This is a genomic window from Flavobacterium arundinis (genome assembly GCF_038289855.1).
GTDB classification, from domain to species: Bacteria; Bacteroidota; Bacteroidia; order Flavobacteriales; family Flavobacteriaceae; genus Flavobacterium; species Flavobacterium arundinis.
In genome coordinates this window covers 98,097-123,032 of record NZ_JBBYHR010000004.1, presented here as the reverse complement: position 1 = coordinate 123,032, position 24,936 = coordinate 98,097, and the positions used below count along the sequence as shown (strand labels likewise).

The following is a 24,936-nucleotide window of genomic DNA, read 5'->3' as shown; positions in this document are numbered from 1 at the left end:
GTATTTTAACAAACCTTTATGCTTTTCCTGTAAGCATTTTTTTTGCGAAACATTAAAAAACTGTATATTTAGATTTCAATTGGCCTACTATGAAAAACCCTGTTGCCCAAGGCATTGCCGATTTTTTAATGCACTTCCCCCCTTTCAGCAGCCTGGAATATGCCGACCTGATGCATATTGCCTCGCAATCGAAAGTAATTTACCTGGAAAAAAACCAGGTATTATTTAAAGGAGGCGATGCAACACATGCCGATTTTTATATTGTAAAAGACGGAGCTGTAGGCCTTTCGCTCACCTCAGATGCTGAAGAGACCCTTATAGACAAATGCGACGAAGGCGATATACTTGGCCTCCGCCCTTTCTTTGCAAAAAATGATTACCTCATGACGGCCCGCGCCCGTGAGGAATCAATTATATATGGTATACCTATCGAAGTGTTTAGGCCTTATATCACAGGCAATTCCAAAGTATTGGAATTTCTTTTGGAGAGCTTTGCCTCACAGACGCGAAATCCTTATGATAAAGAACGGAGCGGTAAGCTAATGGCCGAAAATGTAGTGTTTAGCGACCAGGTGGCTGATATCCAATATTTTCAGCCCATAAAATATACGCGCAATCCTATCACTGCCAATGCCGAAGATATATTGAAATTTATTGCTAAAACAATGGCAAATAGCGCTGTAGGCAGCGTCATTATACAAAAAGATCAATTGCCTATAGGCATTATCACTGATAAAGACCTGCGTACCAAGATCGCTACCGGATTGTTATCCATTGATGTTGAGGCGCGTGAAGTGATGACAACCCCTGTAATTACTGTTCCTGAAAATATTTCGGTTGCCGAAGCCCAAATGCTGATGCTGAAGCACGATGTGGGCCACCTTTGCGTAACAAGGGACGGCAGCGACAAATCGCCTGTAAGCGGTATTATTTCTGAGCATGATGTAGTAGCGGCACAGACCAACACCCCAGGTGTGCTGCTGAAACAAACCCGGAGGGCTTCTAACGCCAAAGAGCTCAAATATGTCCGTGAAAAACTTACTGACCTAATCCAGAATTCGATTGATACACTCATCCCTATTTCGCACATTTCAAACATTGTAGCCGAGATAAATATTGCGATAACCCGCCGTTCAATTGAGCTGGCCGTTGAAAAAATAGGCTCCCCCCCTCCTGTCCGCTTTGTGTGGATGAACATTGGCAGTCAGGGCCGTAAAGAACAACTATTGCTTACCGACCAGGATAACGCCCTTATTTTTGAAGATGTAGAACCGGAGCAATACAACAATGTGAAGCGGTATTTTCTTGAACTTGCAGAAATGGTGATTGAATACCTGGGAAAAGTGGGCTACGAACCATCTCAAAATAAATTACTGGCAAGCAATACACTGTGGTGCAAATCATTGACAGACTGGATGAAACAATATGATTCCTGGATCAATACACCGGCAGAGAAAAATGTAGAGGTGAGTACTATTTTCTTTGATTTTGACTTTATCTACGGCGCGCCGGCAATAGAAGATGCGTTGGCATCACATATAGAAATGAACATTGCAAGGAACAAAAAATTCTTTGCCTATCTTGCTTCCGATACCTTGCAAAATCCGCCACCGCTAGGCTTTTTCAGGCAATTTTTGGTAGAAAGCGATGGCGAACACAAAGATTATTTTGATATAAAGAGCCGTGCACTTGAGCCGTTAACCGATGCTGCAAGGCTATTGGCTTTAAGCATGAACCTTATTGAGATTACAAATACCTACCATCGCTTCAAAAAATTAGCTGAATTAGAGCCGAAGAATGCTGATCTTTATGAAGAATGTGCTGAGGCCTTTAATACATTGATGCGCTTCAGGACGGAAGAAGGATTATTGAACAACTCAAATGGTAAGTATTTAAATTTAAATGAGTTATCAAAGTCCGATAAAGTAAAGCTTAAGAACTGTTTCCAGCCCATAAGCGACATTCAGGACATGATAAAAAACCGATTTTCCATAACCTCTATTAAGTAACCATGGCATTTGACTGGCTGACAGGTGGCAGTACGCCCCAATTCTGGAAAAATTATATTGCCCTTTTTGACGGTGACGACAAAGAGCACAGGCGTTATGTGGTTTTTGATATGGAAGCTTCCGGCCTCGACTGGAAGGAAGACGTTATATTGTCTATCGGGGCAATTGGTGTTTTAGGCAACGCTATTGAGGTAGGCGATTTTTTGCAGGTTTTCGTGCAGCAGGATAAATTCAGTCCACAGTCAGTGGCATTGAGTGGTGTGCTGAAAGAACCGAAACAGGAAAAATTTGTAGAGGCCGAAGCAATGATACAGTTCCTGAATTTTATAAAGGATGCAACGCTTGTTGGCCATAATGTGAACCTTGATATCGAAATGATCAACCAGGCTTTGAAAAGGCTTGACCTGGGCCGTATCAAAAATCCTGTAATGGATACCAATACTCTTTACCAGCGCCTGAAAGGCCTTCCCGAAGACAGCCAATCCAGCCTCGACGATTTGTGCGATGCCATGAGGATAGGCAAAAGCGACCGCCATACTGCGTCGGGGAACGCATATACTACAGCGCTTGTTTTTTTAAAATTGAAGCGGAAGTTGGGAATATAACTGACCAAAAATTTCCTGCTATGCACGCAATGACTGCATAGTATAGTTTTGATTATTATTATTCAATCTATCATCTGAAGCTTGAGCCATCCTTCTAATTCCCGGAATTTTTCCTGTGAAATGAATTCCTTGTAGTCTCGCAGTTTTAGCAGTAGGTTTTCATAATCTTCCTCTTCATAAAATCTTTCTTTAGGATCTTCGCCATCGTTAATTATTTCAACATGGTGCAACATCATTTCAGTGACTTTTTCTATATAAAATTCGGCAATAAGTTGTTTGGAAGATACGTAGTTGGCAAGTATATATTCTTCAAAATCGTAATCCCAGTCGGCAAAATTCTTCTTAGTTTCGAAAAATAATTTTTCATCTTTAATCTCATACCTGCTTATTATATGATCCCAAATTACATAGAATAAAGCGTCATGTAAATAAGGTGCCAACTCCTCCAGAAAATTCTCGAAATTTATAAACCCATGCTTACTGCCATCCTGAACAGAAATATATATACCGGATTCCCCAAAATCAATTTTTCTTTCAGTAGCATACATCGCAAACCTTTCAATTTTTCCATCGGTAGAATTTGTTATAAAGGTGTCTGAAGAAAAACCTCGTGCCTCATTAAAAATATCTTTGCTTGCCGGATATTTTTCTAAAAATAAATCTTCCCTGTCTTTACTAACCTTAAGGATAGCTCCGGGCATTAAAACCCATGGTTTTAATTGATATACTTCATGCAATGTTCCCATTCTGATAATTTCAGATTAGCTCGATATTATTCGAAATTTGTTTTTAAACGGATATTATATTTCGTTTACGGGGAAATATAAGCTTATAACGGCCCCTTTCCCTAATTCTCCCGAAGCTGTAATATAGCCATTATGGTTCTGCATGATCTTTCTGCAAAGCGCCAGGCCTACCCCGGATCCCTTAAAATCTGAAGAAGCATGCAGCTTTGTAAATATATTAAAAATTGATTCGGCATATTGCTGTTCAAACCCTATCCCATTATCAGCAACATATATCACCTGGTATACCTCTTTGTCATCCGGAGAATAAGCTATCGGCTGCTGTTCTGCTGTTATCTTTATAACCGGGAGTCGCTCCGGCGATGCATATTTGATAGAATTGGCAATAAGGTTAGAGAACAATTGCCTTAACAGGAAAGGGATACCATTTACTGATGGCAGGTTACCCATAATAAATTCAGTCGATTTCTCTGCAATTGTTTCGGTCATATCTTCCCTTACATTTTCTATAAGGTTGTCCAGGTCGACCATTTCAAACGATTCATCGGTGTGTTTCAGCCGCGTGTATTTCAGGATATCGATAAGCAGTGTCTGCATGCGCTGCGCCGACGAATTCATACGGGTAAGCGAATCATGCACACCAGGCGACATATCTTCTTCTTTGGTTAATATGCGTGACGATATCAGCTGTATTTTTCGCAAAGGCTCCTGAAGGTCATGCGTACTTATCCAGTTGATGTTCTCCAGCTCTGAGTTAGTTTGCTTAAGCAATTCGCTCAGCCTGCGGTATTTTTCTTCTTCCAGCGAAATGATAAGCAGGTTGATATGGCGCTGCAGGCTAAATGCATAGGCCGCGGCCGTGTCTATTTCGGGTTGCAGCCAGGGTTTGCTCGTGCAACTTACAATTTCTTTCCAAAGGGAAAAAGAATTCCTTGGGGAAAGCCCTTTCTTGTCTTTGATAATAGATTTTGCAGGATCACCGGCCCAATTCACTTCCGTAATGGTTTCCGGCCTGTACCAGATAATACAGTTGTTGCTGTCCATATCGAGCGAGTGATAAATGATGCCTGAAGTCTTATCGCAAACACTTTTCATCTCAGATAAGTAATTAACAAGCTTATCTGTATGGAAGCTGCCATTTTCAGTATACGTTGCCAGCCAGTTGGCCATCTGTTTTACTTCATCGTCTTCGGGCGTATTACCATTTTTGTAAACCTTATCGTTGAATACTATTGACACCCCTGTGGCATTACAAAGTTTGAGTATGTCCGGAGCATTGGCAATTTCCTGCAGCGCGGCGGCACTATTCAGCGTAAAGGTATTCATTTTTTCCAGTGAAATAGTCGCCCTCCTGGCTTCCTCATATTCTTCAGAAGCCTGCCTTACATCAATTTGCGATGTGATGAAGTGGCCTTGTAACTGCGCGGCAAGGCGTATTTCCGGGCTGATATTTTTAGCCGAATAATGGTGGCACGCTATCAGTCCCCAGAGTTTCTTTTTATAAATGAGCGATATCGTTAGTGTTGCCCCTACACACATATTGTGAAGGTATTGCACATGCATGGGCGATGTGCTGCGTAAAATGGAAAGACTCAGGTCAAGGTTTTTATTTTCAACGTCATCCACAGTGTAAATCGGTACAGGCGTATAATTGATATCTGTAATAAGCCGTAACAGGTTTTGCATGTACAGTTCGCGTGCCTGCGGCGGAATGTCAGTATGCGGGTAATGCAGGCCGAGGAATGGCTCGAGGTCTTCCCGCACGCTTTCTGCAAAAACTTCACCATTATAATCCTTGTCAAAGCGGTATACCATTACCCTGTCATAGCCGGTAATTTCACGGGTACCTTTAGCAACAAGTCCGCAGAGTTCCTTTAGGGTATGGGTGTCATGCATGTAAGTAAGGAATTGCGAAGTATGGTCGTACACCACACTTGCTTCCCTTATTTCGCTGCTTACAGGCTCTGCTTCAAGGATATAAACAGCTTTATTATAATGTACTGTGCATAAAAAATCATTATTATTGAGATGGAGCCTCAACAATGCTGACGAAAGCATATGTCCATTGGCTATATATTCTTTTAATTGCCTTAAAGCATCGTCGCCAAAAACAGCTGCAAAAGAATTTCCTAATAATTTGGAATGTGTGTGGCCTATAAAAGCCGCACAATTTTCACTGCAAAAATCTATGGTAAATGAATGTTCCTTAAGCCCAAGCAAGAAGCCGTGGGGCTGTATGCTGCCGGGTATGTGTATGGGTTCCTGTTCGCAATTAGTGAGGTTAACGATCTCACGGTTTACAATATCCTTTATCTTCATATCGCTTGAGGGGCGTTTGACCTGAAATGTGCGTTTATTGCATCAAATGTAAAGTTGGCTCCTTTAATTATTTCGGAGGCGCATTGGTTATCGGTTTCATATTGTGATAACGCCGAAAGAAAATTTTTCCAGTAACTGCCGGTCTGGCCACCGTATCCCGCAAAATAGGAAGCGCCATTATCAGCGTCGTAGCCTAATGCTGCAGTGATATTCTTAAGGATAACCCTTCCGCCCAGTGACGAGCCTTCTACTACATACATAATACCCAAAGCAAAACCCGTAGATATTTCTTTCAGGTTGCGGGTTATCGGCCTGCTGTGTGTCGCAGTATTATCAATATGCAATACCCGGAGATCTGTATCAATACAATGCGCTTTGGCGCGCTGTTTCAGGTCAGGAATAATGCCTTCAAGAAGCGGAAAAATATTCTCTTCAGTATCGGCTGTTACATCGTGCATCAGGCCAAGGTAAGCGGCATATTCGCTATTGCTAACATCGGGGTTCATTATTGAGGCTGAAAGTGGCAGGTCTTCAAGGTCTTTATGTGATTGTGCTGTAGCCTGGCGTAAATTTTCTAAGAAGGGGGCGTTAGTCGTCTCGTTCATTTTATAAATTAGTAGCAGTAAACAAAATTTTTATCAGTAGGGACAAAGCTTCCCCAATTTATTCCAAGGGCATACTCAATAGATTTTTTCAACTGTTCGAAAACCCCTGATTTAGGCACATAATAACTCGCCCCAAGTTCCCTGCTTCTTTTAATTGTCTGCTCATCGCCAGATGTAGAAAACATTACGATAGGAAGCTTTTTATCCGACTGCCTCACTTTTTTCAGTATATCAAAGCCTGTCATCCCGGGCATGTTTATATCCAGGAATAAAACGTGCGGATGTGGCGGAGGATTATTTAACGCATCAATAAGCTGATTGCCGTTCTTTTGTGTTACCACAATCACCCCTGCATCTATCATGTCTACTATTTCTTTGAAGAAATCCAAATCGTCCTGGTCATCATCCGTGTAAAAAATTGTCAATCCGCTCTTCATATCCAGTCGTTTTAAAATTATAAAAAATGCAATGCAAGTAAGGCGATGAATATCAAATTTAATTAAAACCCGCTTATTATTTTTACAGCACTGTAAATATTAAGAAAGCTTTAACGCGAATTAAATAGAATTGAAATGGCGTTATTTGCAGTTTTTATCGATCATTATAAGCTTTTTTAACTTAATGAATTGCACCAGGCGTGTGTGGGTAGTAACATTGCCTTTGTTATCCGTTACAATACATTCTTTTAAAAAACCATTCGGCATTGTCTGTTTATCTTTCCAAAAACGGTAGCCTATATCGTCTGGCGACAGCGAAGGAAAATTAAGGTAAAGGCTGTTATCCATGATATAATGTGTGGTAAATAGCTTACGGTTCTCTGCTTTCTTCCTGCTGACAGGCTGCACGACCACATGGCTAAAAGATCCCGAATTTATTACTGTATCACTTTTCGTTTCCAGCTGAAAGTTCCGCAATTTTTCCGTTTCAGAAATTGTCCCGCTTCGGGGGCATTTCAGGCTGATCGCCTCAACAAAGAAATCCTCTTTGGCAATGGTTCCGTAGTAATATCTGCCTCCTTCGAGTACCAGCCTCATCCTAACCTCTTTATCATTTTCTGTAACTATCATCATATAGCGGCTATCGGTAGAGCTTATAAAACAGTAATATCTTAGTTTTGGGCTGCCTTTTTCGATTGCATTAACCACCTCATATTCCATAACATAATCAAATAAATAGCTTTTCTGGCTGTAACCCGTAAGGCTAATCAGCAACAAAAATGCTATTTGCACCAGCGCTTTCATCGCCTTGTAATAAAGAAGTTCGCTAAAAACTGGAAAGCAACAAGCCCGATAATATAAACAGTAGCAAGGCCTTCTATCAAAATACCATTTGCAAAAACCATCGCTACAACTGTAACGCCTGCAAGAAACATTATCGCATTATAACTCATGAACAACGCCTGTGGTTTTGCAAACAATTTACTTAACGGGATCATCATGGTAAAGGCAAAAACAGCAAGGACAATGTATTGGTCATACCCTGTCATAAAATAAGTAATTCCGCTCAATAGGGATACAAGCAGGAAGATTCCGATCGCCGATGAGCTTATCTTCTGCTCTTTATCCAAAAGGTGCTTGCCATAAGGATTAATCAGCAGGAACAGGTTGCTCAACGGCATAATTATCCAGGTCGAAAATGCAAAGATGAAGAGCAGCATTACCAACGGGTAAAGGAAAGGGCGCAATGTTTCGTTTGATTCAGCGATCTTTGATAATGTTTTTGAACCAAAATAAAAACCGAGAATGAACAGCCATTGATACTTAGATGCCATATTCGACATCCAAAATGAGTATTGCAGGAACCACCGGTAAAGTAAAAAACGTGCCTTTAACGCCTCTGTCATTCCGGACTGTGCATGAAGCGAATTCGGGTCATTGCTCAATGCCTGGCTAAAATGGTCCAGTGCCTTTTTGGTTTCGCCTTTTTCCAAAAGCCCCCAACCATAATTAGAATGTGTGTAGGCATTATTGGGGTTTTCATGCAATGCCTCAGCAATAGTATCGAAGGATTCCTCTTTCCTGTCAAGCTTTAGCAGGGCTGTACTTCGCACGTTCAAAGCAAAAAGATGGGAAGAATCCAGCGCCAGTGCCTGGTTCGCAATATCCAGCGCTTCACTGTATTTTTTTTGCATCAGCTTGATATGGCCCCAAAAAGCAAAGTATTCTGCCTGGTAAGGGTCCATACTAATGGCTTCGGTTATGTATTTTTCGGCTTCGTTTATTTTTTCCTTTGCCAGATAAAGCCTTGACTTAAGAAAAAAATAGTGGCTTGCAGTGGGGTGTAATGCTATCGCGCTGTTAATGAGTTCCTCTGCTTTTGCATAATTTTCCTTATGCAGGCTAATTTCACTCAGCAGGTACAGCACATGGTCGTCATTTGGGTTTATACTTAAGAGTTCGCCCAGTATTTTTTCGGCATCATTATAGCGTTGCTGCTGCAGGAGCAGCGTGGCTCTTTCCAAAAGGCCTTCCGTCATTATTTCTTTATTTTTAGATAGGACAGCACATCGTTGTATAGTCCCGATTCATTGGCATAAAGCGCAAAATTCTTCGCCGAGACAAACCATTCCTTTGTACTGGCATTGTGTTTTTTTATAGCATTTGCCAAATCCTTTTCCTGTATGGGTTCAGGAATACCTGTTTTAAACGATTCTTCCAGCTTGCTTTCAATGGCAATATCGATAATAGCCTCTATATCAGCACCTGAATAGTTATCGGTTTGTTTGGCCAGTTTGCCCAAATTAATGCTGCCAACAGGCTTCCCTTTAAGTTTTATATTGAGTATAGATTCCCTCGCTTCTTCGTCTGGCGGCGGAATAAAAATGATCCTGTCGAACCTGCCCGGCCTCCTGAAAGCAGTATCCAGATGCCACGGTGCGTTAGTTGCGCCCAATACCAGTATGCCATCGTTATCTGAATCCAGTCCATTAAGCTCCTGCAAAAACTGGTTAATAAGGTGGCGGGAACCTGAGTTCTTCATGTCGCTCCTGCTCGCCCCCAGCGCGTCTATTTCATCAAAGAACAATACGCAGGGTTTATTTCTTCTTGCAGTTTCAAATACTTCGTGCAGGTTTTTCTCACTGTTGCCTATCCACATATCGAGGATATCGTTCAACCCTACACTTATAAAATTAGCATTGATCTCACCTGCCGTTGCTTTGGCAATAAAAGTCTTGCCGCACCCGGGAGGGCCATAAAGCAATATACCCCCACCTGTCTTTTTCCCATACGCCTTGTACAGGTCGGCATGGTTCAGCGGGTGAATGATCTTTAGCTCTATCTCTTTTTTTATCTTTTCCATACCGCCCACATCCGCGAAGTTGGTCTTGGGCTTGGTAAGGAATACGTTGTTCTCTTCTTCCTGAAATTGCGGCTGCGGGCCCATGCCTACACGCAGTTGGGCATCCAGTTCCTCATCGGTGTATCCGGGAACCATTTCCAGTACTTTCCTGTAGGTTTCAACAGCCTGTTGGTACAGGTTTTCCCTGAGAAGTGTTTTGGAATAAAGTACCAAAAAATTTATATTGTCAGGATCATTGTGGAGTGCGTCTTCAAGGATTACGCTACAGGTGGCGTATTGTCCCTGCCTGAAATAGGTTTGCGCCAGTCCGTATTTAGCTCCTGGATGTTCCTGTTGTGCCAATACCTCTTTATATTCTTTTTCGGCTTCGTCAAGCCTGTTCAGGTTCAGCAGGCTTTCTGCTAAGTGCAGCCTCAGGGGAATGTTGGTAGGCGAGAATTTAAGTGCCTCCCGCAGGCTATCGATAGCGTTATTGTCCATTGTAAATTAAATATGCGCTAATTTAATTTTTAAGGGATAAATTAAAAAGGAAAATCGGGTTTAAATTTATAATAGGTAATAAGGAACGCGTATGTGGGAGGTTTTGGAGGATAATCGCGATCTTTGAATAAGAATTAATCGCATACAGAAACAACCCTCCGGTACCTGCCGTGGTGGCTTACAGAAGCGGGTAAAAGCTTCCTATTGTTTTGGATAAACGGCAGCCCTCCTTCATCTTTTATAATGTCGGGGTTTTCCGGCTCATATATTTTTTGTGAGCTGTCGGCAACGGCTACGGTATGAAGCGCTTCATCTGAGATAGAAGTTTGCGTATGGTATTTAAAATCCCCGCAAACTACTTTTCCCATAAAATTATCCGAATCCAAAACCTTTACAGAACAATGCAGCAGGTGCGGGATAAAGGCCCTTGTTCCCGTTTGTCGGTTCCATGCTTTATAGGCCGCTTCCTTCATGCTCCACAACACCCAAACCATTGTTTCCTGTTCGGTATGGCTCATGATGCAGTGCTGTTCGTCCTCAGAGAACAGCCTTTGCAGGAAACCTTGCCTCCGCCAGTTACTCTGCGTTTTTGCGGCAGCAAGATCAATTACATCATTGCCTATCATTTTTCCGTAAGCTTAATTTCAATGATGTCAAGGGCGGCTTTAACATTCAGCATGCGCTCCATTTCTTCATTTTCTATCCTGATATCAAACGCGGTTTCTATATCCAAAATGATATCAACCAGGTTAGCCGAATTGATTTTGAGATCATTTATAAAATCGGTATCTTCTGTTAGCCTGTCAAAAGCCTCCACTTCAGCAGTGTAGGGCTTTATGATGGCTTTCAGCTTGCCGGTAATTTGTTCTTTATCCATATCGTTTTTATGTGAATTTCTTAAATATAATGCAGGCATTCACATCGCCAAAACCGAAACTGGCTTTCGCCAGAATATTTATTTCTGTGTTAATTTTTTGTTGCGGAATCTTTAAAAGATCAACCAAAGATACGATTTCAGGATGAATATCCTCACAATTAATGTTCGGGAACACAAACCCTTCATGCAGTTGCAGCACTGCTGCCACGCTTTCCACGCTTCCCGCCCCGCTCAGGCAATGCCCGGTCATCGACTTTAATGAATTGATGTACGGGAAATTACTGCCGCTCCTTCCCAATGCTTCTGCCCAGTTTTTTATCTCAAGGCTGTCTTTTGATGTGGCTGTAAGGTGTCCGTTGATAGCGTCAATATCATTTGCTGTTATTCCCGAATCTTTTATCGCCCCTTTAATGCACCGCTGTACAGCAATACTGTTGGGTGCGGTCATAGTGCCTTCTCCCCTTTGCCCTCCTGAATTTACATGACCTCCCAGTACCTCACCATATATTGTTGCACCGCGTTCCAGGGCACTTTCCAATTCTTCCAACACCATTGCCCCTGCTCCACTACCGGGTACAAATCCCGATGCCGAGGCACTCATTGGCCTTGAGCCTTGTTCGGGCGAATCGTTGTGTTTAAAAGTACATACGCGCATGGCATCAAATCCCGCCCAGATGTAGGGGCCGCTGTCGCCTGTGCTGCCGGCAAGCATTCGTTTGGCCTGCCCATTTTTTATGCGCTCATACGCCATCAGGATGCTTTCGGTTCCGGTAACGCACGCCGACGAATTGGTGGTTATCTGGTTGCCAAGTCCCAGCTTACCGCCAAGGTAGGCGCTGATGCCGCTGTTCATGGTTTGTACCACAACAGTGCTGCCCAGTCTGCGGGTTTGCAAGTCATCTATCTTATAAATGCTTTCGCGAAATTTATCAATGCCGGACGTACCTGACCCGAAAATAATACCGCTGTCCCAGTCGGGCTGGTCACTATTATTAACGTCCAGTTTGGCATCGGCCCAGGCTTCCATCCCGGCAATAACACCGTAAAGAATGCCAGTACTATTGAATCCCCTCAGCTCCAGTTCCGAAAAATAGCGCTGCTTCATTTCATCTGTTATATCCGGTTTTCCGGCTATCTGACAGGAGAACTGCAACCTTTCCAGTTCGGTATCATGTTTTATACCGGAGATGCCGTTTTTTATAGCGTGTGTAAACGCAGGAATGCCCACCCCGTTCGGAGCGGCAATGCCAAGCCCTGTTATTACAACCCTTCTGCTCATTTACTATTTGTTATCATGCCTGCAATTGTGCCTGTACACACATCCTCCCCTGCTTCGTTTTTCATAACAACTTTGCACTTCAGCTTTCCAAACCTGAAATATATTTTCTCTGAAATTACTGTTACCTTTTCATTCGGATATATCGGTTTTAAAAATTCAATATCCGTTGATGTTAAAGCAATTGCAACATCTTTATTCAATTCATTATTTAATAAAAAAATCCCAAGGCACACCACCCCTATCTGTGCCATGCACTCCGCTAATATCACGCCCGGCGTTACCGGATGTCCTTTGAAATGCCCTTTGTAAAAGTCAAGGTTTTCATCAAAAGTGTACGTTCCTGTTACGCCATTTTCATCTACATGCAGCAGCTCATCCACAAAGAGGAAGGGCTTTTCGTATGGGAGTTGGGTTATGATCTGTTTTGAATTCATTACCATTGTAATAAAACCCGTTGCGCCGAGAATCCCGGGCCAAAACTCAGCATTACGCCTTTGTCGCCCGGCTGCGGGTTGCTATCCATAATCTGTTCCAATACATACAGTACCGTGGCGCTCGACATATTGCCGTATTGTTTCAGTACTTCCTTAGTTGCGTCAATGTTCTTTCCCAATCCGGAGAATAATTCCTCAACCGTACTCACTATCTTCCTGCCGCCGGGATGGAAAATGAGGTGGTCTATATCTTCAATCTTCAACTTATTCCGTTCCAGAAATGGGTGTATTATATCAGGAAAATGTGAAGCGATCGTTTCAGGCACTTCAATATCCAGCACCATCTGCAGGCCGCCATTAGTGAGCTTAAAGCCCATCATGTGCTCGGCATCATAAAAATGATACATCTGCTCATCCAGTATTTCCGGGCCTTTATCTTCTTCGTAGGATGACAAAAGGCAGCACGCGGCGCCATCGCCAAAAATGGCCGCGCTAATGATATTTGGCATCGAGAAGTCATTCAACTGGAATGTAGCTGTAGGAGCTTCCACCGCAATAACGGCAGCCCTTTTATTGGGGTTGGCTTTCAGGAAATTCTTCGCATAGATAATTCCCGAAATTCCTGCGGCACAGCCCATTTCGGTTACCGGCAGGCGTACAATATCCTGCTTCAGCTTCATGCGGTTTACCAAATAAGCATCCAGCGAGGGGATCATAATGCCGGTACAGCTTACCGTGATGATATAATCTAAGGATTGCGGCTTCCATCCTGATTTGTCCAATGCATTTTGCAGGACTTTTTCCCCTAGCTCTATTACTTCCCGCGTATAAATGTCGTTCTTTTCTTCAAAAGATGTGGCGGTAAAAACCTCTTTAGGCTCCATAATAGAATAGCGTTTGTCCACAGCAGCGCCCTCAAAAATCTTTTTCACTTTCCGGATGAAGCGCTCGTCCTGCCCGTCAAGCCAGCCGTCGAGCAGTGGGAGTATTTCTTTTGTAGAACGGGAATAATTGGGCAGCTGCTTTGCAACCGTAATGATCTTTACACTCATAGTTTTGATAGTATCCATTGGTAGCGGAACGCCCACCTCCAGCGGATGCGGCTGTTTTTTATGTTTAATTTTTTGGCGAACGCCTCAAGCTCTTCTTTTTTAAATCCTCTTAGTATCGATACCAATCCATCTTCACGGGACATTCGGTTCAGGGCAAAAATCCGGCAAAGCATTTCGAAAAGCCTATAAGCCATCTTGCTCCGGTGCAGGTCGTTTATTACCACCCCTACCGATGCATTCCTGTTAAAGGTCGTTATTATTTTCAATATTTCATCATCTTTAAAATGATGGAGTGTCAGCGTACATAATACAATATCGTATTTCAGGCTTTCGAATTCTTCCTTAAAAATGTCGATGCATTTATATTCAATATCCGGAAAATCTTTTGACAGCTTTTCGGCATACGTGACTGTAAATCGGTTGGCATCAACGCCAATTAGCCTAAAGCTATAACCCTTCTTTTTGGCATACGCCGAAAGCATCCGCAGCATGTCGCCGTTGCCGCAACCTACATCGGCTATAGTTATCGTTTTGGTCTTATCCGCTTTTTGGAGCAATTCTTCCACACCTTCCAGTGTGAGCTTGTTGCCACCCAGCAATTGGTTTATGGAGGCTATTTTATCCAGTGCATCGCGCAGCTCCTCGCCTTCCAGCAAAAAATCATCCATTATTTCCGGCTCCTGCGTGCGGTGTGTAGTATCTATTCCCATTCCGAGGCTATGTTTACAGGTTTGCCGTGCGTCTGCTTTATGATCTTTGGCAGCAGCGAGGGAAACAATGCCATCATATCCATAAGCGGTCTCGTAAGCATTTTGTTTTCCAAAGCCTTTCCTAGTAATCTTCCCGTCCGTATCCTTTTGCTGAACTGGGTTTTCCATGCTGCCGCATAGCGTTTTTCAAGTTCTTCCCTTGATATGGCTCCTTCAGCATAAAGCATTACGAGTTCAGAAGCTATTTTAGCGCTGTGTATAGCCATTGCCATGCCATTGCCGCATAGCGGATGGATGAGGCCGGCCGTATCGCCCATCATAAGAATATTATTTTCAACAGGGAGTTTTTTATCGAAAGATACCTGGCTTATGGTCAGCGGTTTTTCGAAAAGAATTTTAGCATTTTCAAAGATTTCTTTCAGGCGCGGGTTTTTATATACCTGCCCTTTTTGGTATTCCTCGATGCTCTTATATTTTTTAAAAGTCGTATAACTCGCAAGGTAGCAAATGTTGATGGCGCCGTTCTCTACTTTAGAAACCCCGCAATAGCCGCCCGGAAAATTATGCAGCCCCACGGTATCATCAGGGAATTTTCCTTTATAATGTGCTTTAACGGCTAACCATGGCGATTTCTTTTGGATAAATTCCCGGTTCATTTCCTTGTCGAGATTCGATCGTTTTCCAAAAGCGCCCAATACTATTTTTGAGGTGTAGATCGCACCGGAAGTTTCAACATAAAATTTATCGTCAATAAAATTAATGCCGGTTACTTCTGCAGAAATCACTTTACAGCCGCTTTCCCTTGCTTTTTCACACAAATAATTATCCAGCGCATACCGGCTTACGCCAAAACCTCCCAACGGAAGCTGTGCAGTAACCGGGTGGCCTGAAACAGATGAAAATTCGAATTTGCTTATGGATATAGGGTTAAGCCCGGCTACATCGGCGCCAAGCCATTTGAGGTAGGGCAGTATTTCATTGGAAATATACTCCCCGCAAACCTTGTGCTTAGGATAACCCGACTTCTCAATCAGTGTAACCGAAAGCCCCTTTTTAGACAGGTGAATACCTGCCGTAAGCCCTGCAAGGCCACCGCCAATAATGAGCACATCGGGGTTTCTTTCCATGAAACTAATTTAGGCAAAGGGTTAGGATGTTGATGTTATAGTTTTGCCAATATTTTTAACAAAAAAAGGCAACCCACAGGCTGCCTTTTACATCAATGTTTGTCTTTATACTCTCTCGTTCTTTATTTCCTCAACAATTTCCGGATTCAGGAGTGTACTCGTATCACCAAAATTTGAGAAGTCCCCTTCTGCTATTTTGCGCAGTATTCTTCGCATGATTTTACCGGAGCGTGTCTTTGGTAAACCGGATACGAATTGTATCTTATCCAGTTTGGCAATAGGCCCGATGTGGCTCGAAATATGCTCGTTGATTTCGCGGCTAAGGTTATCCCTGTCGCGGCCTTCGCCTATCTCTTTTAATATGATGAAGCCATAAAGCGCGTTGCCTTTTATATCGTGCGGATATCCCACAATAGCCGATTCTGCTACAGCCGGGTGTTCGTTAATAGCGTCTTCAATAGGCGCTGTACCAAGGTTATGGCCCGAAACGATCACTACATCATCTACCCTTCCGGTAATTCTGTAATAACCCACTTCGTCACGAAGCGCGCCATCTCCTGTAAAATACTTGCCGGGGAAAGTTGAAAAATAGGTTTCTTTAAAGCGCTGGTGGTCGCCCCATATTGTGCGCGCCATTCCCGGCCAAGGGAACTTGATGCAAAGGCTTCCCACTACCTGGTTGCCCTCTATCTCGTTGCGTTTTTCGTCCATCAGTACAGGCTGTATTCCCGGTAACGGAAGTGTTGCGTAGGTTGGTTTTGTTGGTGTGACGAATGGTATCGGTGATATCATGATGCCGCCGGTCTCTGTCTGCCACCAGGTATCTACAATAGGCGATTTCTTCTTGCCAACGTGGTCGTTGTACCAGTGCCATGCCTCTTCGTTAATAGGCTCGCCTACCGACCCAATGACTTTCAGTGTCGAAAGGTCGTGCTTGTCTACCCACTCCCAGTTCTCTTTTGCGAGCGAGCGTATAGCTGTAGGCGCAGTATAGAATTGGGTAACCTTATGCTTGTCGATAACTTCCCAGAAACGCCCGAAGTCAGGGTATGAAGGAACGCCTTCGAAAATAATTGTTGTAGCACCGTTCAATAACGGGCCGTATAATATATAGGAGTGGCCGGTTATCCAGCCAATATCGGCAGTACACCAAAACACGTCATTCTCTTCGTAAGCAAATATATTCTTGAATGTATAGGCGGTATGGACCATGTAGCCGGCTGTGGTGTGCAGCATCCCTTTTGGTTTGCCGGTAGAACCTGAAGTATAAAGTATGAATAGCGGGTCTTCAGCATCCATGATCTCAGCCACGTTATTAGGAACAGCATCATCCAGTAATGGCTGCAGCCACAGGTCGCGCCCTTCTTTCATATTCACCTGGCTACCCGTGCGTTTTACGACTAAAACCTGCGTTACAGAAAGGCATTTCTCTAGTGCTTCATCTACAATACTTTTCAGTTCTATGGTTTTATTACCGCGGAAGCCGCCATCGGATGTTATCACCATTTTGCATTGCGAATCCATTATCCTCGCCGCTACAGCAGACGCAGAAAAACCTGCAAATACCACAGAATGTATCGCACCGATACGCGCGCATGCCAATACCGCAATTGCCAGTTCGGGAATCATCGGAAGGTAAATGCATATCCTGTCGCCTTTTTTAATGCCCTGGTCTCTCAGCACATTTGCCATTTTGGCAACACGGTCGTATAATTCATTATAAGTAATATGAAGTGACTCTTCTTTAGGGTCATTCGGTTCGAAAATGATGGCCGTTTTCTCTCCTCTTTTCGCCAAATGCCTGTCAATACAGTTCTTCGTGATATTCACTTTGGCATTCAGGAACCATTTTACATCGGCTTCCTGCATATCGAACTCTACAACTTTATCCCATTTCTGGTACCATGTAAAGTTCTCATCAGCAATTTTATCCCAGAATTTCCGGGGCTCGCGGATGGATTTATTATAATGCTTAAAATACTGCTCAAGGCTTTTTACCTGGTAATAACTCATTTTGCGCGTGTTTTTTTGGAGTTGTAAAGATACAATCCTTTAGTAATTATAGTAATTTTTCTGCGGATTTTTACCACGAATTATGAGAAAAAAGGGTAAAAGATTTGGTAAATAGCTGCTAATTTAAAATATCGGGCAAACGTATTTAGTTTTTTTATTCATGTCAGTTTAGTAATAATCCGAAAGTTTTTTATGTTCAATTTAATAGTAACACCACTGAAATTATAGTAAATTTGCCCTTTAACCGTAAACGAGATATCGTACACAGTCTATGCATCAAGAGAAAAAAAAATGGTTCGCTTCGTGGTTTGATACGCCTTACTACCATATACTTTATAAGGACCGGGACTATGGAGAAGCACAACTCTTTATGGATAATCTAACCAATTACCTTAACCTTCCCGAGGATGCCAAAATACTGGATCTTGCCTGTGGCAAAGGCCGCCATTCGGTGTACCTGAACCAGCTCGGATACGATGTTACCGGCGCCGACCTTTCAGAAAACAGTATTGATGAAGCTTCTAAATACAGCAATGAAAAACTGCATTTTACAGTGCACGATATGCGGGAGCCTTTCGATGAGAAATTTGATGCAATATTCAATCTTTTCACCAGTTTTGGCTACTTTGAAGATGATGCCGATAATGTAAAAACGCTAAAAGCTATTTGTGAAAGCCTCGCGGAATATGGATTTGGGGTTATTGACTTCATGAATGTGAATCATGTGATCAATAATCTTGTGCCTGAAGAGGTAAAAACCGTGGAGGGCATTGATTTCCATATAAAAAGGTATGTAGAAGACGGCCATATATTCAAGGAAATAGACTTTGATGCCTGTGGTGAGCACTACCATTTTACCGAAAAAGTACAGGCGCTGACACTGGAGGATTTTGAGCGGATGATGGAAGAGGCCGGTATTTACCTTCTCGATATTTTTGGTGACTACAAGCTAAGGAAATTCTTTAAGAATGATTCCGAGCGTTTAATAATGATCTTTAAATAATGATATACATATTACCCCTACTATCGGTTATTTTTGGTTACATAATTGCCCTTATCTTAAAGCCAAGTAACAAAAAGAGCCTTAAACTCCTGCTTGCATTTAGTGGGTCTTTCCTGTTGTCCCTCACAGTAATGCATTTACTTCCGGAAGTATATGAAAGCAGTATACAGGGCCATGAAGGGCATGACCACGGTCATGAACATTCACATAATGGTATCGTCGGGATTTATATCATGGCTGGTATCGTTTTCCAGATCATACTCGAATATTTTTCCAAAGGTGCCGAGCACGGCCATGTACATGCGAGCCCGCACGGCCACGACCATGCACATTCCAATGCAATGCCCTGGCTGCTTTTTCTTAGCCTTTGCATCCATGCGCTGCTGGAAGGTATGCCGGTAAGCCACCACAATGACCTGGCGTGGGGAATTGCGGTACACCACTTTCCTATCGCAATTATACTCACTGCGTTCTTTGTTAATTCAGGGCTTAATAAAACAGCTATATTCCTGTTCATGATGGTGTTTGCCGCCATGACACCGCTGGGCACACTGGCATCCGGGCAGCTGCATTTCATAGGTGACTATTATACCGAACTCTCAGCCATAGTAGTTGGTATATTATTCCATATTTCATCGACTATAATTTTTGAGAGCAGCGAGGGGCACAAGTTCAACCTTGCCAAGCTGTTGGTTATAATATTAGGCGTAATCATGGCTTATTTTCTTTAATTTTACCTAAAAAACCTATGCCGTTTATAAGAACAACAGAGCAACCTTCAAAGTATGGGCATCTTGAAAAAATGCCGGTAGCCGAATTGCTCAGCAATATCAACAACGAAGATAAAACCGTTCCGCTCGCTGTTGAAAAGGCGCTTCCGCAGATAGAAAAGCTGGTAGAAAAAACCATAGAGCAACTAAAGGCAGGCGGGCGTTTGTTTTACATAGGAGCCGGCACCAGCGGAAGGCTTGGGATAGTTGATGCTTCCGAGTGTCCTCCTACCTTTGGCGTACCTTTCGACCTCGTTATTGGGATTATTGCAGGTGGCGACATGGCCATACGCAAAGCAGTAGAGTTTGCGGAAGACGATGATGAGCAGGCATGGGCCGACCTTTCTGTATGGAACCTCAATGAAAATGATATTGTAGTGGGAATAGCTGCTTCGGGTACCACCCCGTATGTTATAAGCGGCATCGAAAAATGCAATGAAAATAATATCCCTACAGGTTGCATTACCTGCAATGCAGGAAGCCCGCTGGCAGCAGTGGCGCACTACCCTGTAGAAGTTGTTACAGGGCCGGAATTTGTTACGGGGAGTTCGCGCATGAAAGCAGGTACTGCGCAAAAACTGGTACTTAATATGCTATCTACCGCCACGATGATACAACTTGGCCGCGTAAAGGGCAACAGAATGGTTGATATGCAACTGAGCAACCACAAGCTTATAGCACGTGGAGTTCAAATGATCATGGATGAGCTTGGTATACCACAGGAAGAAGCGGCATTGCTCCTTGAAGAACATGAAAACGTAAGAAAAGCAATAGACGCGTATGGGAACCGATAAAAAAGTACTTGTAAAAGGCCTTAAATATATGGGAGGCGCACTGCCTTTAATCCTTATGGGACCGGTAGTGATACACAGTTCCTTTAAAAATCAGGGGCATCCGTTTTTTATACCGGTATTAGGATTGGGGATTATCTTCTGTGCCCTGGCTATCTTACTTATGTTCCTGGGATTGCGCACTATAATGAAAAGCCTTTTTGACTCATGAAAAATTACACTTACCTTCTACTTTTAAGTTTCCTGTTTACGGCATGCTATCAGCAGGAACGCAACTGCAAAGATTTTAAAACCGGAAAATTCAGGGCCGAATATGCGATTGACGGGAAGAAGCAGGTTTCTGTATTTGAGCGCACTGAAAATCTGGAAATCGAGACTTTTGGAGGAAAGACAGACTCGACTTCTATTCGATGGCTCAGTGACTGTGAATATATCGGACAAAAGATCAATCCGAAAAATATGCAGGAAAGAAAAGCAGTGGATATAAAAATACTCACGACAAATGAAAATTCCTATACTTTTGAGTTTTCCCTGGTAGGAGATTCAAACAAGCAAAAAGGGACAGTAACCAGGATCGACTAGGCTATAGTTTTAAGTGATGAAGAATACGATAATGATACTAGCACATCAAAATTAACGTCAGCAGCAATAAAATTGGTATTTACTCAATGCATTTGTCTTGCGAAAGGTTATAAGCCCTTCATCACTCTTTCAGCAAATCCTGATACAATTTATAATTCTCATCATCAAAGCAAACGAAAACCACTTTGTTTATACTGTCATTTTCTGCAAGGAAATCGGATACCGTTGCTATCGCAATTTCAGCGGCTTTACTTTTCGGGAAATGATAAATACCCGTACTGATATTGGGGAAGGCTATCGTTTGTATTCCATTGTCTACGGCAATTTTCAGGCTGTTACGGTACGCATCTCCAAGCAGTTGTTCTTCACCACTTTTCCCGCCATTCCATACAGGCCCAACGGTATGGATGACATATTTGGCCTTAAGCTTACCTCCAGTAGTTATTACCGCTTCCCCGGTCCGGCAGCCGCCCTGCCTGTTGCGTATTGCAACGCACTCATCTAATATGGCTTTGCCGCCAGCACTATGTATTGCACCATCTACACCGCCACCCCCCAGAAGCGACGAGTTGGCCGCATTAACAATAGCATCGGCTTCAATTTTTGTAATATCCCCCTTAACAACTTCTATTCCTGATTTCATAGCTTATATTTTACCGTAATACATCGCTTTTACAATACCATCTGAAAGGCCTATCTTAGGAACATAAATATTGCGCGCACCGCTCCACTTCATGGCATTGAGGTAAATGCGGGTCGCGTAAATTATAACGTCGGCACGATCAGGGTTTAGTCCCAGATCGGTAATACGTTGCTCATAAGTAAGACTGTTAAGGAACTGGTATTGTGAATTCACATAGAAATATGACAATGGCTTTTCCTGCTGCTTACCTGACATTTTGAATAGCTTATTGATGTTCCCGCCCGAACCTATCAGGGTCACGTTTTCATAAGGCTCAACTGCGTGCTTGATCCATTTCTCGATTTCCTGCCACACCACTTCATTTACCATATTATTCAGCAGGCGCACAGTCCCGTTCTTAAATGACCTTGAGGCCACGATCTTGCCTTCTGCGAATAACGAGAATTCGGTACTGCCGCCTCCTACATCTACGTACAGGTAGGTCTGGTCGGTTTTCAAAAGATGGTGCAGGTCCGTAGATGCGATAATAGCTGCTTCCTTCTTGCCATCAATAATATCGATTTTTATACCTGCTTCCTGCTCTATGAGGTCTGCAACTTCTTTACCATTATAAGCCTCCCGCATTGCTGATGTAGCGCAGGCCATATAGCGCTCCACTCCATGTACCTTCATTAGCAGTTTGTAGGCCTTCATGGCATCTATCATTCGTTCGATATTCTCTTCGGTAATTTCGCCTACGGTAAAAGCATCCTGTCCAAGGCGTATGGGCACACGTACAAGCGAGCCTTTATTGAACTGGGGGTCTTTTCCGGGCTGCTCTACAATATTAGATACCAAAAGCCTCATGGCATTGGACCCTATATCTATAGCAGCATATTTCTTTATTGTAATCATTTTTCTGAGGAAGGTACTGAGGCACTTAGGTTCTTAGGCCCTAAGCAACTAAGATCCTAAGTGCCTTGCGCTTTATAATTGTTCGTAAATAACTTCGAGTTTGTTCCTGTAATAGTTGTAGGTTTCCAGCTGGGCCCGGAAAGGCTTTTCGTCCGGCTTTTTCCTGTATTTGTTTTCGAGCGTTTCGCTGTGTAGCCGGGCTTTTACATTGGCCTTCCATCCAATTTCAAATGTTTCGATCAATTCCTGTTTTATATCCTCCTCATAAATAGGACAGGTAACTTCCACCCTTGCGTCAAGGTTTCGCGTCATAAAATCGGCCGATGAGATATACACTTCCGGGTCGCCGCAATTGGCAAAAATATAAACCCTCGAATGCTCCAGGTAATTATCAACTATACTAATTGCCTCAATATTTTCACTCATGCCTTCAACCCCCGGTATAAGGCAGCATATACCACGGATAATCAGCTGTATCTTAACGCCTTCCCTGCTGGCCTCATAGAGCTTATCTATCATCCTGAAATCAGTGAGGCTATTCATTTTCAGTTTTATATAAGCTTCCTTGCCGCCTATGGCATTAAGTATTTCCCTGTCGATCAGCTTGTAAAACTTACTCCTGGTATAATGCGGCGACACAAAAAGGTGCCTGTAACGATGTACACGATAATTGACATCGAAAAATTCGAACACCTTGCTTACCTCTTTCATTATCTGCGGATGGCTGGTAAACAGTGTCACATCGGTATATATTTTAGCGGTAGATTCGTTAAAATTCCCTGTTGAGATAATGCCGTAGCGTTTTATTTTCCCTTCTTCAAGCCGTTCCACAACACATATTTTGCTGTGCACTTTCAGCCCTTTTACCCCAAATATCAGGTTAATGCCTTCCGTCTGCATCTGCTCTGCATAAGAAATATTGCTGGCTTCGTCAAAACGTGCCTGGAGCTCTATTTGTACCGTAACTTTTTTCCCGTTCTTCGCAGCATTTATGAGAGAGCTCACGATCTGTGAATTCCGTGCAAGTCTGTAGAGTGTTATTTTTATGGTAACCACTTTTGGGTCCAGTGCGGCCTCTCTTAAAAACTTAATGATATAGGAAAAAGACTGGTAAGGCGCATTCAAAAGGTAATCCTTATGTTTAAGCTTTTGCAATATACTGCCTTCCAGGCTTAGCCCCGTAACCGGAAGCGGAGTGTTTTGCTGGTATAAGAGGTCCTGCCTGCCAAGGCTTGGAAAATCCATATAGTCCCTGCGGTTATGGTAGCGCCCTCCCGGTATGATACTGTCGGAGGAATCGATTTCCATGTGTGTAAGGAAAAATTCGAGCGTATCGCTGCCAATGGCCTGATCGTATACGAACCGTACAGGCTCCCCTATACGGCGTTCTTTAACGCTTGTGGAGATTTTCTCCATAAGACTTTTACTTTGGTCGCTATCAATCTCGAGCTGCGCATCGCGTGTGATCTTGATCATGTGCGCGCAGATACTTTCATATTCAAAAATATTAAATATATTGTCGAGGTTAAGACGTATAACATCATCAAGCATAATGATATACTTTTTTTCTGTACCTGACGGAAGCTGCACAAACCGGTTAACGGTTTTAGGGATCTCAATTACTGCATACCGAACCCCTTCATCTTTAAGGGCAAGCCTTACTGCCAGATATCCGGATGTGTCTTTCAGCAAGGGGAATTCGTCGAGGTCGTTAAGGATGATCGTGACAAGTTCAGGGCTTACCTTTTGTATGAAAAAATCTTTAATGAATATCTCCTGCTCCTTATTGATCTGGGTCTCATTGACCATGAAGATGTTCTCTTTTTCGAGCTCCTTTTCAATAACGCTCAAAATGCGAAGACTGTCCGATTGTTGTTCAATAACAATTTCTGTAATTTCTTTGAGGAGCTTTTGGGCGCTTATGCCCCCAAGAATTTTTTCGCCGGTCTTTCCTTCAAGGCTAAGGCGGCGGATAGCGGCATACCGCACCCTGAAAAATTCGTCGAAGTTGTTTGAAAATATTCCTAAAAACCGAAGCCTGTCCAAAAGCGGAACTTTCTCGTCTCCTGCTTCCTGCAGTACTCTTGCATTAAATGCCAGCCAGCTTTTTTCCCTGTCAATGTATCTGTTTACCGGTGAGTGGTGAATCATGCTTTTTTAATTCTCTTGGAAATAACGTTTTTTTTATTTTTCCTTTCGTGATCGCTTTCCAGTCATTTTCGTCAAATGACAGCGATACGAAACCCGCCGTTGGCACATGGTCCACAGCGTGGTTTCCAAAGGTATTAACAAAATTAGTAATAGCGTCGTTATGTCCAAAAAGAATTAGGTTATCAAATTGGTTATCGCAGGTTTTTATGATATTCGCAAGCTTATTTTCATCAAACGTATAGAGATCCTCCTTAAAAACTATAGTATCAATAGGAATAGAAAGGGTTTCTGCAAAAATATAAGCGGTGTTCTTAGCCCTCTGCGCCGTGCTGCTCCACACGATAAACGATTTGGGTAAAAACTCATCTACCCCGGCCGCCATAAGGTGCGCATCATTAATACCGCGATTGGATAGCGGGCGGTCTTTATCGACAAGCGGTGCATCCCAACTTGATTTGGCATGACGGATCAGGATTAAATTTTTCATACTTTTTAGGTTTACATTTTGTGTATCAGAAATTTAAATATCTAAAAAAACAGACAGCT

Annotated in this window: 26 protein-coding genes; 7 read left to right on the top strand and 19 right to left on the bottom strand. The window is 42.9% G+C overall.

Annotated features, from left to right (window positions below; genetic code table 11):
- The first annotated feature begins 89 nt into the window (after window positions 1–89).
- Both AAEO56_RS08740 and AAEO56_RS08735 read left to right on the top strand, forming a co-directional pair.
- Entirely contained in the window at window positions 90–2,009 is a 1,920-nt protein-coding gene (locus AAEO56_RS08740; RefSeq protein ID WP_341696660.1) for a DUF294 nucleotidyltransferase-like domain-containing protein, read from the top strand.
- Window positions 2,010–2,011: 2 nt separating this feature from the next.
- The gene (locus AAEO56_RS08735; RefSeq protein WP_341696659.1) at window positions 2,012–2,614 is read left to right on the top strand and encodes a 3'-5' exonuclease; all 603 of its coding nucleotides are present in this window, start codon (window positions 2,012–2,014) and stop codon (window positions 2,612–2,614) included.
- A gap of 62 nt (window positions 2,615–2,676) precedes the next feature.
- On the opposite strand, the gene AAEO56_RS08730 is transcribed toward AAEO56_RS08735, so the two are convergent.
- From AAEO56_RS08730 to acs, 15 genes are all read right to left on the bottom strand, one after another.
- Complete coding sequence (locus AAEO56_RS08730; protein WP_341696658.1) at window positions 2,677–3,360, bottom strand: hypothetical protein; 684 nt, start codon at window positions 3,358–3,360, stop codon at window positions 2,677–2,679.
- Between the two features lie 54 nt (window positions 3,361–3,414).
- Window positions 3,415–5,679 carry an ATP-binding protein gene (locus tag AAEO56_RS08725; protein ID WP_341696657.1) on the bottom strand — a complete coding sequence of 755 codons (2,265 nt, stop codon included), beginning with the start codon at window positions 5,677–5,679 and terminating at the stop codon, window positions 3,415–3,417.
- Window positions 5,676–6,284 (bottom strand): biliverdin-producing heme oxygenase, encoded by a 609-nt coding sequence (locus tag AAEO56_RS08720; protein WP_341696656.1) that lies wholly within the window; start codon window positions 6,282–6,284, stop codon window positions 5,676–5,678. Before AAEO56_RS08720 ends, AAEO56_RS08725 begins: the two co-directional genes overlap by 4 nt.
- An 8-nt stretch (window positions 6,285–6,292) precedes the next feature.
- Window positions 6,293–6,721: a response regulator gene (locus AAEO56_RS08715; RefSeq protein WP_341696655.1), complete on the bottom strand. Its 429-nt coding sequence runs from the start codon at window positions 6,719–6,721 to the stop codon at window positions 6,293–6,295.
- A gap of 141 nt (window positions 6,722–6,862) precedes the next feature.
- Window positions 6,863–7,525, bottom strand: coding sequence for a hypothetical protein (locus AAEO56_RS08710; RefSeq protein WP_341696654.1), 663 nt, complete (start codon window positions 7,523–7,525; stop codon window positions 6,863–6,865).
- A complete protein-coding gene (locus AAEO56_RS08705) occupies window positions 7,522–8,760 on the bottom strand; it encodes a tetratricopeptide repeat protein (RefSeq protein ID WP_341696653.1) in 1,239 nt (412 codons plus the stop codon). The genes AAEO56_RS08710 and AAEO56_RS08705 overlap by 4 nt, the downstream gene beginning before the upstream one ends.
- On the bottom strand, window positions 8,760–10,064 hold the full coding sequence (locus AAEO56_RS08700) for an AAA family ATPase (RefSeq protein ID WP_341696652.1): 1,305 nt from the start codon (window positions 10,062–10,064) through the stop codon (window positions 8,760–8,762). Before AAEO56_RS08700 ends, AAEO56_RS08705 begins: the two co-directional genes overlap by 1 nt.
- 134 nt (window positions 10,065–10,198) lie before the next feature.
- Entirely contained in the window at window positions 10,199–10,690 is a 492-nt protein-coding gene (locus tag AAEO56_RS08695; RefSeq protein WP_341696651.1) for a 4'-phosphopantetheinyl transferase family protein, read from the bottom strand.
- Window positions 10,687–10,941, bottom strand: coding sequence for an acyl carrier protein (locus AAEO56_RS08690; RefSeq protein ID WP_341696650.1), 255 nt, complete (start codon window positions 10,939–10,941; stop codon window positions 10,687–10,689). Before AAEO56_RS08690 ends, AAEO56_RS08695 begins: the two co-directional genes overlap by 4 nt.
- 7 nt (window positions 10,942–10,948) lie before the next feature.
- A complete protein-coding gene (locus tag AAEO56_RS08685; RefSeq protein WP_341696649.1) occupies window positions 10,949–12,220 on the bottom strand; it encodes a beta-ketoacyl-[acyl-carrier-protein] synthase family protein in 1,272 nt (423 codons plus the stop codon).
- Complete coding sequence (locus tag AAEO56_RS08680) at window positions 12,217–12,654, bottom strand: 3-hydroxyacyl-ACP dehydratase FabZ family protein (RefSeq protein ID WP_341696648.1); 438 nt, start codon at window positions 12,652–12,654, stop codon at window positions 12,217–12,219. Before AAEO56_RS08680 ends, AAEO56_RS08685 begins: the two co-directional genes overlap by 4 nt.
- Window positions 12,654–13,706, bottom strand: a complete 1,053-nt coding sequence (locus tag AAEO56_RS08675; RefSeq protein ID WP_341696961.1) for a type III polyketide synthase — start codon at window positions 13,704–13,706, stop codon at window positions 12,654–12,656. The genes AAEO56_RS08680 and AAEO56_RS08675 overlap by 1 nt, the downstream gene beginning before the upstream one ends.
- On the bottom strand, window positions 13,703–14,416 hold the full coding sequence (locus AAEO56_RS08670) for a methyltransferase domain-containing protein (RefSeq protein WP_341696647.1): 714 nt from the start codon (window positions 14,414–14,416) through the stop codon (window positions 13,703–13,705). Before AAEO56_RS08670 ends, AAEO56_RS08675 begins: the two co-directional genes overlap by 4 nt.
- Window positions 14,407–15,543: an NAD(P)/FAD-dependent oxidoreductase gene (locus AAEO56_RS08665; protein ID WP_341696646.1), complete on the bottom strand. Its 1,137-nt coding sequence runs from the start codon at window positions 15,541–15,543 to the stop codon at window positions 14,407–14,409. The genes AAEO56_RS08670 and AAEO56_RS08665 overlap by 10 nt, the downstream gene beginning before the upstream one ends.
- A 105-nt stretch (window positions 15,544–15,648) precedes the next feature.
- Window positions 15,649–17,556, bottom strand: a complete 1,908-nt coding sequence (gene acs, locus AAEO56_RS08660; protein ID WP_341696645.1) for an acetate--CoA ligase — start codon at window positions 17,554–17,556, stop codon at window positions 15,649–15,651.
- Between the two features lie 271 nt (window positions 17,557–17,827).
- On the opposite strand from acs, the gene AAEO56_RS08655 reads away from it, so the two are divergent.
- Genes AAEO56_RS08655 through AAEO56_RS08635 form a run of 5 tightly spaced genes read left to right on the top strand, consistent with a single transcriptional unit; the run spans window position 17,828 to window position 20,702 of the window.
- Complete coding sequence (locus AAEO56_RS08655; protein WP_341696644.1) at window positions 17,828–18,559, top strand: class I SAM-dependent methyltransferase; 732 nt, start codon at window positions 17,828–17,830, stop codon at window positions 18,557–18,559.
- Window positions 18,559–19,290, top strand: a complete 732-nt coding sequence (locus tag AAEO56_RS08650) for a ZIP family metal transporter (RefSeq protein ID WP_341696643.1) — start codon at window positions 18,559–18,561, stop codon at window positions 19,288–19,290. The genes AAEO56_RS08655 and AAEO56_RS08650 overlap by 1 nt, the downstream gene beginning before the upstream one ends.
- A gap of 17 nt (window positions 19,291–19,307) precedes the next feature.
- Window positions 19,308–20,123, top strand: coding sequence for an N-acetylmuramic acid 6-phosphate etherase (gene murQ / locus AAEO56_RS08645; RefSeq protein WP_341696642.1), 816 nt, complete (start codon window positions 19,308–19,310; stop codon window positions 20,121–20,123).
- Window positions 20,110–20,331, top strand: coding sequence for a DUF6095 family protein (locus AAEO56_RS08640; RefSeq protein WP_341696641.1), 222 nt, complete (start codon window positions 20,110–20,112; stop codon window positions 20,329–20,331). The genes murQ and AAEO56_RS08640 overlap by 14 nt, the downstream gene beginning before the upstream one ends.
- On the top strand, window positions 20,328–20,702 hold the full coding sequence (locus tag AAEO56_RS08635; RefSeq protein WP_341696640.1) for a DNA topoisomerase IV: 375 nt from the start codon (window positions 20,328–20,330) through the stop codon (window positions 20,700–20,702). The genes AAEO56_RS08640 and AAEO56_RS08635 overlap by 4 nt, the downstream gene beginning before the upstream one ends.
- A gap of 121 nt (window positions 20,703–20,823) precedes the next feature.
- On the opposite strand, the gene AAEO56_RS08630 is transcribed toward AAEO56_RS08635, so the two are convergent.
- The 4 genes from AAEO56_RS08630 to AAEO56_RS08615 form a co-directional block, all read right to left on the bottom strand.
- The gene (locus AAEO56_RS08630) at window positions 20,824–21,345 is read right to left on the bottom strand and encodes an O-acetyl-ADP-ribose deacetylase (RefSeq protein WP_341696639.1); all 522 of its coding nucleotides are present in this window, start codon (window positions 21,343–21,345) and stop codon (window positions 20,824–20,826) included.
- Window positions 21,346–21,348: 3 nt separating this feature from the next.
- Window positions 21,349–22,239, bottom strand: coding sequence for a Ppx/GppA phosphatase family protein (locus AAEO56_RS08625; RefSeq protein ID WP_341696638.1), 891 nt, complete (start codon window positions 22,237–22,239; stop codon window positions 21,349–21,351).
- 72 nt (window positions 22,240–22,311) lie between these two features.
- On the bottom strand, window positions 22,312–24,390 hold the full coding sequence (ppk1, locus tag AAEO56_RS08620) for a polyphosphate kinase 1 (RefSeq protein ID WP_341696637.1): 2,079 nt from the start codon (window positions 24,388–24,390) through the stop codon (window positions 22,312–22,314).
- A complete protein-coding gene (locus tag AAEO56_RS08615) occupies window positions 24,356–24,877 on the bottom strand; it encodes a SixA phosphatase family protein (RefSeq protein ID WP_341696636.1) in 522 nt (173 codons plus the stop codon). Before AAEO56_RS08615 ends, ppk1 begins: the two co-directional genes overlap by 35 nt.
- Window positions 24,878–24,936 lie beyond the last annotated feature (59 nt).